The following is a 6,663-nucleotide window of genomic DNA, read 5'->3' on the forward strand; positions in this document are numbered from 1 at the left end:
ACGGGCGATATATAAGTGCTTTCAAGATGTGTTCCTACTAAATTTAAAAAATAAATGTACTCAATTATATTAGCATTATGCCATCCAACCTAATTTCAATTGTATGGCTTTTTTATTTTAAAAAAGCCATCAATATTAATCGTATTAGTATTTAAAAAATGGAGGTAAAAACCACTTTTTTAGCTAAAAGTTAGGACTTAAATCGTATTTTTTATAAAACTTATCAAGGACGGCAACCACTTCATCATCGGTATCTACAATTTTAAATAAATCCAAATCTTGGGCGCTAACGGTCTGTTCTCTTTCGACCAAAACGGTTTTAATCCAATCCATTAAACCTGTCCAAAACGAACTTCCTACCAATATAATTGGAAATTTACCTATTTTTTTGGTCTGAATCAAAGTAATGGCTTCAAATAATTCATCCATGGTACCAAATCCACCAGGCATTACCACAAACCCTTGCGAATACTTGACAAACATCACTTTTCGGACAAAGAAATAGTCAAAATTTAGGTTTTTATCCCGATCGATATACGGGTTATAATGCTGCTCAAAAGGCAATTCTATATTCAATCCCACCGAGGTTCCTCCCCCAAGATGAGCTCCTTTATTTCCAGCTTCCATAATCCCTGGCCCGCCGCCCGTAATCACGCCGTAACCTGCTTTGCTGATTTTGAATGCAATTTTTTCGGCCAATAAATAATAGGGTGCGTCTGGCTTGATGCGCGCCGAACCAAAAATGGTCACACAAGGCCCAATGCGCCCCATAGCTTCATATCCGTTCACAAACTCGGACATGATTTTAAAAATGGCCCAGCTGTCATTGGTTCGAATCTCGTTCCACGTTTTTTGCTTCAGTTTGTCTTGAATTACTTTGTCTTCGTCGTTGTCAAAATCTTCTAATCTCATTTTATGTATTTTTGAAGTTGTTTACTTCGTCAGCTAACTGCGCTAGTATCCACCGCTTTTAATTCAACTTTGTTGTTTATTCTTTTTTAAAATTTAATACCAATTTGACTAAACCAACTCTTTCTTCAAAAACACCCCAGTGTAGCTTTTTTTTAACTTTAGCGACTTCTTCAGGAGTTCCTTTGGCAACGAGTTGTCCGCCGCCTTTGCCGCCTTCGGAACCAATTTTAATGATGTAGTAGGCTAGTTTTATATTATTTCTTTATAATGTTATGCAATAATTAATTTAATTTTATTGTCTGTAAACCTGTGTATTGGAATAATTGAAAACCTAAAGCATTTATTTCAATATGCATCATTTCAATTCCATCTGGTACTAAAATGTTCAATCGATTAAAAGCATTTGGGGCATCAATCATTGCAGACGGATTATTGGATTTCTTATTGCAATAGCAACACCTTTTTTGAATAAAAGTATTTATAAAAACGTCAATTGACGGAACAGATTTCATCAATTTTAAAGTTTTGAGCATTTGAGAGATTGCTCCAGAAAGTACTTCTTCAAAGGCATTTTCATCAACTATATTTCTGTTTTTTAATTCATTTAATAGAAAATAAGATTTGTTTTGGGTGTAAACTATTGCGTCGCATCGGCTTTTTCCTTGTCTAAAACGATGAGATAAACTGGTTAGAAAAGTATCGTAATCAATTATTGTTATTTCTAAATTATTCGGATTAGCGTATTTTGCTGTTCCTGAATCTTTAGTTGGTGATAGAGTTAAAACGGTATTGACATCTTCTAATTCAAAATAAGGTAAAATTGTATCTTGACGAATGTTTAGATTAGAGATAGGTAACTGATGGAATGAAGTAAAGTCATTTTTTAGCAAACTATCCATATTATCCTAATTTTTCATATTCGTTATAAATATCGTTTATGGTATCAGATAAAGGATTAGTATTTACCAATCGTTCATTTTGAGCCATTAAATTAATCAATCCACCATCTGCAACTTGATAAACAGCTAAATCGTCATAATTGTATTTGGATTCGCTTGTCTTTTTATCGAATCTTTTTATTAGTAAATTCAAATAGTTTACAATATATGGGCTATGTGTAGAAAGTAATAATTCTACAGGATTTACATTGTTTATAAAACAATTTCTAATCAAATCGTCCATCAATTTGCATTGCGCATCAGGAAACAAACTCAATTCGGGCTCTTCTATATGAATGTATATTTTTTTATTTTTTATGTCACTCAAATTTTTTACTGCCTTGAAATCGGTTAAACGATTATCGGAGGATAAATATTTTAAAACAGAATTGTTAAAAGCATCTTCAAATTTGAAATTCTGTGCAAAAAACTGCGAAATTAAAAGGATTGGTACAGAAGTTTGAGTTCCCGATGAACTGTTTTTAAATTCTATATCAAATTTTTCATTGTTCTTCGATTCAATTCTATAATTCTTTCCTAAAGGGTCTTTTTTTACAGAAAATTTTAAATCTAAATGTTTTAGGTCAACATCCTTAATCGCATCCGAAGCTAAATCAAAATCTTTAAAGACTTCATGAAAATAGAAACCTAAATTACCTCCTGTTAATGTAGCTCCTTTATTTGCCCATAGCGGAATAATATTTCGCGTTTCCGAAATGAAACTAATTTTATTAAAAGATAAATCAGATGCGTTTATAGTTTGTTTGGAAAAGTACAAATCATTTTGATAGTATTGTATCCAATAATTCACGCCATTATCAAATGTAGTTTTATAGATAATTTTAGTGTCAGATTTTATAAATTCTTTAATACCGCAATTTTCGAAATAAGAATATATATTATCAATTTCAAAAGGGGAATTCACATTACTCTTTATATAATAAGAATGAATATTATGCATTTTATAAATCCATCGAAACAAGGAAATAACTTTCATCAAAGTACTTTTTCCGCTACCAGATTCTCCAATAAAAACGGTAAAAGGTTTTATTTCTTCAATATGAATATCTTTTAGAGGTCCGAGATTTTTTATGACTATAGATTCTTTCATTTTTTATTTGTTTTAACAAATGTAATTATTTTTTTAAATGATTTTTAAACTAATCTTTTAAACCAACTCTTTCTTCAAAAACACCCCAGTGTAGCTTTTTTTAACTTTGGCTACTTCTTCAGGCGTTCCTTTGGCAACGAGTTGTCCGCCGCCTTTGCCGCCTTCGGGGCCAATGTCTATAATGTAATCGGCTAGTTTGATGACGTCCATATTGTGTTCAATTATCAAAATCGTATTGCCTTTATCGACCAATTTATTGATGACTTCCATCAAAACCCGAATGTCTTCAAAATGCAAGCCTGTTGTGGGTTCGTCGAGGATATAAAAAGTGTTTCCAGTATCTTTTTTGGCCAATTCTCCCGCCAGTTTGATGCGTTGCGCTTCGCCACCCGAAAGCGTGGTACTTTGTTGTCCCATAGTTATATAACCCAAACCAACATCCTGAAGGGTTTTTACTTTTCTATAAATTTTCGGAATTAATTCGAAAAACGGAACGGCCTCGTCAATAGTCATATTCAACACATCCGAAATGGATTTTCCTTTGTAGCGAATTTCCAAAGTTTCTCTGTTAAAACGCTTGCCTTGACAGGTTTCGCATTCTACATACACATCGGGCAAAAAGTTCATTTCTATCGTCCGAACGCCTGATCCTTCGCAGGTTTCGCATCGTCCGCCTTTTACATTGAAACTAAAACGCCCCGCTTTATACCCCCGAATCATACTCTCGGAAGTCATGGTAAATAGGTTTCTGATTTCAGTAAAAACCTCGGTATAAGTCGCTGGATTAGAACGTGGCGTTCGCCCAATAGGACTTTGATCGATGGCAATCACTTTGTCGATGTGTTCCAGTCCTTCGATTTTTTTGTAGGGTTTTGGAATTTTTACACCATTAAAATAAAAGGCGTTCAAAATAGGGTAGAGGGTTTCGTTTATCAAAGTGGATTTACCGCTACCCGAAACGCCAGTTACACAAATCATTTTACCCAAAGGCAAATCTATAGTTACATTTTTAAGATTATTTCCTGTTGCTCCCGTCAATTTCAGGAATTTTCCGTTGCCTTCTCTGCGTTTTTCGGGAATTTCGAGTTTCATTTTTCCGTTCAAATATTGAGCCGTAATGGTGTTGGATGCCAAGGTTTCGGCAGGTGTTCCAATACTGATGATTTCGCCACCATATTTTCCGGCTTTGGGGCCAATGTCAATTACGTAATCGGCACTTTCTATCATGTCTTTGTCGTGTTCTACCACAATTACCGAGTTACCAATGTCCCGCAATTGTTCAAGGGAACGAATTAGTTTTTCGTTGTCGCGCTGGTGCAATCCAATGCTAGGTTCGTCCAAAATATAAAGAACTCCTACCAATTGCGACCCAATTTGTGTAGCCAACCGAATGCGTTGCGCCTCGCCACCAGAAAGTGATTTGGAACTTCTGTTTAATGCCAAATAATCCAAGCCTACGTTCATCAAAAAAGCCAAACGGTCTTTGATTTCTTTGACAACTTCCGAGGCTATCTTTTTTTGTTTTTCGGACAAATGTGTGTCTAAATCCAAAAACCAAGCCGTTACATCCGAAATATCCATGGCGCACAATTGAGCGATGTTGCTTTCGTTTATTTTAAAAAACAAGGCTTCTTTTTTCAATCTTGTGCCTTCGCAAACGGGGCATTTTACCTCGTCCATAAAGGCAGCCGCCCAACGTTTTATTGTGGTTGACCCACTTTCGTCGTGTTGGTTTTTTATAAAATGCGAAATGCCTTCAAACTCTATTTTATAGTCTTTGGTTACCCCCGAAACTTTGGATTCGACAGAGAATTTTTCTTTGCCACCATTCAAAATCATTTCCATTGCTTCGGCCGAAATGGTTTCGATGGCATCGGTTAGTTTGAATTGGTATTTCTCGCCAATAATTTCCAATTGCTTGAACATCCACGAACTTTTGTATTCGCCCAAAGGTGCAAAACCACCCGCTTTTATAGACAATTTTGGATTAGGAATGATCTTTTTGATATTGATTTCGTTTACCGTTCCCAATCCGTTACAGTTAGGACAAGCTCCTTTGGGTGAGTTGAACGAAAACAAATTGGGCTCTGGATTTTGATACGAAATCCCAGTTGTAGGACACATCAAATTCCGACTAAAATACCGTACTTCTTGGCTGTCTTGGTCTAAAATCATTAGCACGTTTTCGCCTTGATTCATAGCCGTATTGATGCTTTCGGTCAATCTTTTTGAGATATCTTCTGAACCATCTATAGCAATTCTATCAATTACAATTTCGATATCATGGGTTTTGTAACGATCCAATTTCATACCAGATGTAATATCAAGAATTTCGCCATTGACACGTACTTTCAGGAAACCTTGTTTGGCAATTTGTTGGAATAATTCGGCATAATGTCCTTTTCTAGCTCGAATAACTGGGGCCAGAATGTTGATTCGGTTGCCTGCAAAATCCTGAATAATCAGCTCTTTAATTTGATCGTCCGAGTAGGAAACCATTTTTTCGTCCGTATTGAAGCTATACGCATCGGCGGCACGAGCGTAGAGCAGCCGTAGGAAATCGTAAATTTCGGTGATGGTACCTACGGTCGAGCGAGGGCTTTTGCTGGTGGTTTTCTGTTCGATGGCAATCACGGGCGAAAGGCCATCAATTTTATCTACATCGGGGCGTTCCAAACCACCCAAAAATTGTCTGGCATAAGCCGAAAAGGTTTCTACATAGCGGCGTTGTCCTTCGGCATAAATGGTGTCGAAAGCTAACGACGATTTTCCAGAACCTGAAAGTCCTGTAATTACCACTAATTTTTCTCTTGGGATGGAAACATCTATATTTTTGAGGTTGTGCACTCTGGCACCTTGAACTTCGATGGTATTGTTTGTATCTAGCATATTTTTTGCAAAAAAGCAAAGTTACAACAATTGATTTCGATTTGCTATCCCAGTTTGTTAAAGCTGAATTAAGATTGTAAGGAACTTTGGAGCTGCTAGTTGGGCTTATCCTGTAAAATTGATTACACCTGTCAGCATAATAAACGGGTTGTAAAAAATATTTTTTTTAGTTGTAATATCCTATTTTATTTAGCAAATTTATTTTGATTTTTTTGACACGAGAGATTTGAATTTTAAAAAAATATACAAACTTTGTAAATATAAAGCAACATGATGAATTTTAGTCGCAATCTCTTTCTGGGCAAACGCAAATACCTGCTGGGATTGGTAGTACTCTCGTTTATCTCATTAATTTACGTGGCTTTCAGCACAACTCAAAGTGACGATTTTGACATCGCTAGACGGGAGGTTTTACTGCGCAGAATTGGACATGAATTACTTTTACAGTCGGGCGACAGTATCTCAAGAGTTCTTCCCATAAAAAAGATAAGTGAAAATGAATATCAAATTGGGTTTGATAATGAGTTCACTTTTCAAACCGACTCCTTGGTGAACACCGTTCAGCGTTTACTAGCCAAAGATCCTTTTGCAAATGAATATGTGGTAAACGTGCTCAATTGTGGTAATGCTAGTGTTGCTTACGGATTCGCAATATCCAAAAATAAAAAGGATGATATTGTAGCGTGTATTGGCAGAAAGCAACCCATAGCTTGTTATGTTATTGATATAAAATTTTTTGATTGTCCGTTTTTAGTCATAACCCTGTAATGCTTGCTATTACTAGCCTATCGAATAATTTTTCCTCAAAATAAC

At 35.7% G+C, this 6,663-nt stretch carries 5 protein-coding genes; 1 reads left to right on the forward strand and 4 read right to left on the reverse strand.

From position 1 onward, the window contains the following. Positions 1–183 precede the first annotated feature (183 nt). The 4 genes from FNW21_RS14590 to uvrA all read right to left on the reverse strand — a co-directional run bounded on the left by FNW21_RS14590 (position 184) and on the right by uvrA (position 5,850). Positions 184–912, reverse strand: coding sequence for an LOG family protein (locus tag FNW21_RS14590; RefSeq protein ID WP_144257493.1), 729 nt, complete (start codon positions 910–912; stop codon positions 184–186). Positions 913–1,193: 281 nt separating this feature from the next. After that, the gene (locus FNW21_RS14595; RefSeq protein WP_144257494.1) at positions 1,194–1,811 is read right to left on the reverse strand and encodes a hypothetical protein; all 618 of its coding nucleotides are present in this window, start codon (positions 1,809–1,811) and stop codon (positions 1,194–1,196) included. A gap of 1 nt (position 1,812) precedes the next feature. Continuing rightward, complete coding sequence (locus FNW21_RS14600; protein ID WP_144257495.1) at positions 1,813–2,961, reverse strand: AAA family ATPase; 1,149 nt, start codon at positions 2,959–2,961, stop codon at positions 1,813–1,815. Between the two features lie 57 nt (positions 2,962–3,018). Continuing rightward, positions 3,019–5,850 (reverse strand): excinuclease ABC subunit UvrA, encoded by a 2,832-nt coding sequence (uvrA, locus tag FNW21_RS14605; RefSeq protein ID WP_144257496.1) that lies wholly within the window; start codon positions 5,848–5,850, stop codon positions 3,019–3,021. A 270-nt stretch (positions 5,851–6,120) separates the two neighbouring features. Here uvrA and FNW21_RS14610 point away from each other — a divergent pair, with 270 nt between their 5' ends. Continuing rightward, positions 6,121–6,618, forward strand: a complete 498-nt coding sequence (locus tag FNW21_RS14610) for a hypothetical protein (protein WP_235889647.1) — start codon at positions 6,121–6,123, stop codon at positions 6,616–6,618. Positions 6,619–6,663 lie beyond the last annotated feature (45 nt).

This window comes from Flavobacterium restrictum (assembly GCF_007097245.1).
Classification (GTDB): Bacteria; Bacteroidota; Bacteroidia; order Flavobacteriales; family Flavobacteriaceae; genus Flavobacterium; species Flavobacterium restrictum.

Excerpts from the sequence above, each read along its gene's own strand:
- FNW21_RS14590 (WP_144257493.1), bottom strand. The coding sequence starts at position 912 with ATGAGATTAGAAGATTTTGACAACGACGAAGACAAAGTAATTCAAGAC.
- FNW21_RS14595 (WP_144257494.1), bottom strand. The coding sequence starts at position 1,811 with ATGGATAGTTTGCTAAAAAATGACTTTACTTCATTCCATCAGTTACCT.
- FNW21_RS14600 (WP_144257495.1), bottom strand. The coding sequence starts at position 2,961 with ATGAAAGAATCTATAGTCATAAAAAATCTCGGACCTCTAAAAGATATT.
- uvrA (WP_144257496.1), bottom strand. The coding sequence starts at position 5,850 with ATGCTAGATACAAACAATACCATCGAAGTTCAAGGTGCCAGAGTGCAC.
- FNW21_RS14610 (WP_235889647.1), top strand. The coding sequence starts at position 6,121 with ATGATGAATTTTAGTCGCAATCTCTTTCTGGGCAAACGCAAATACCTG.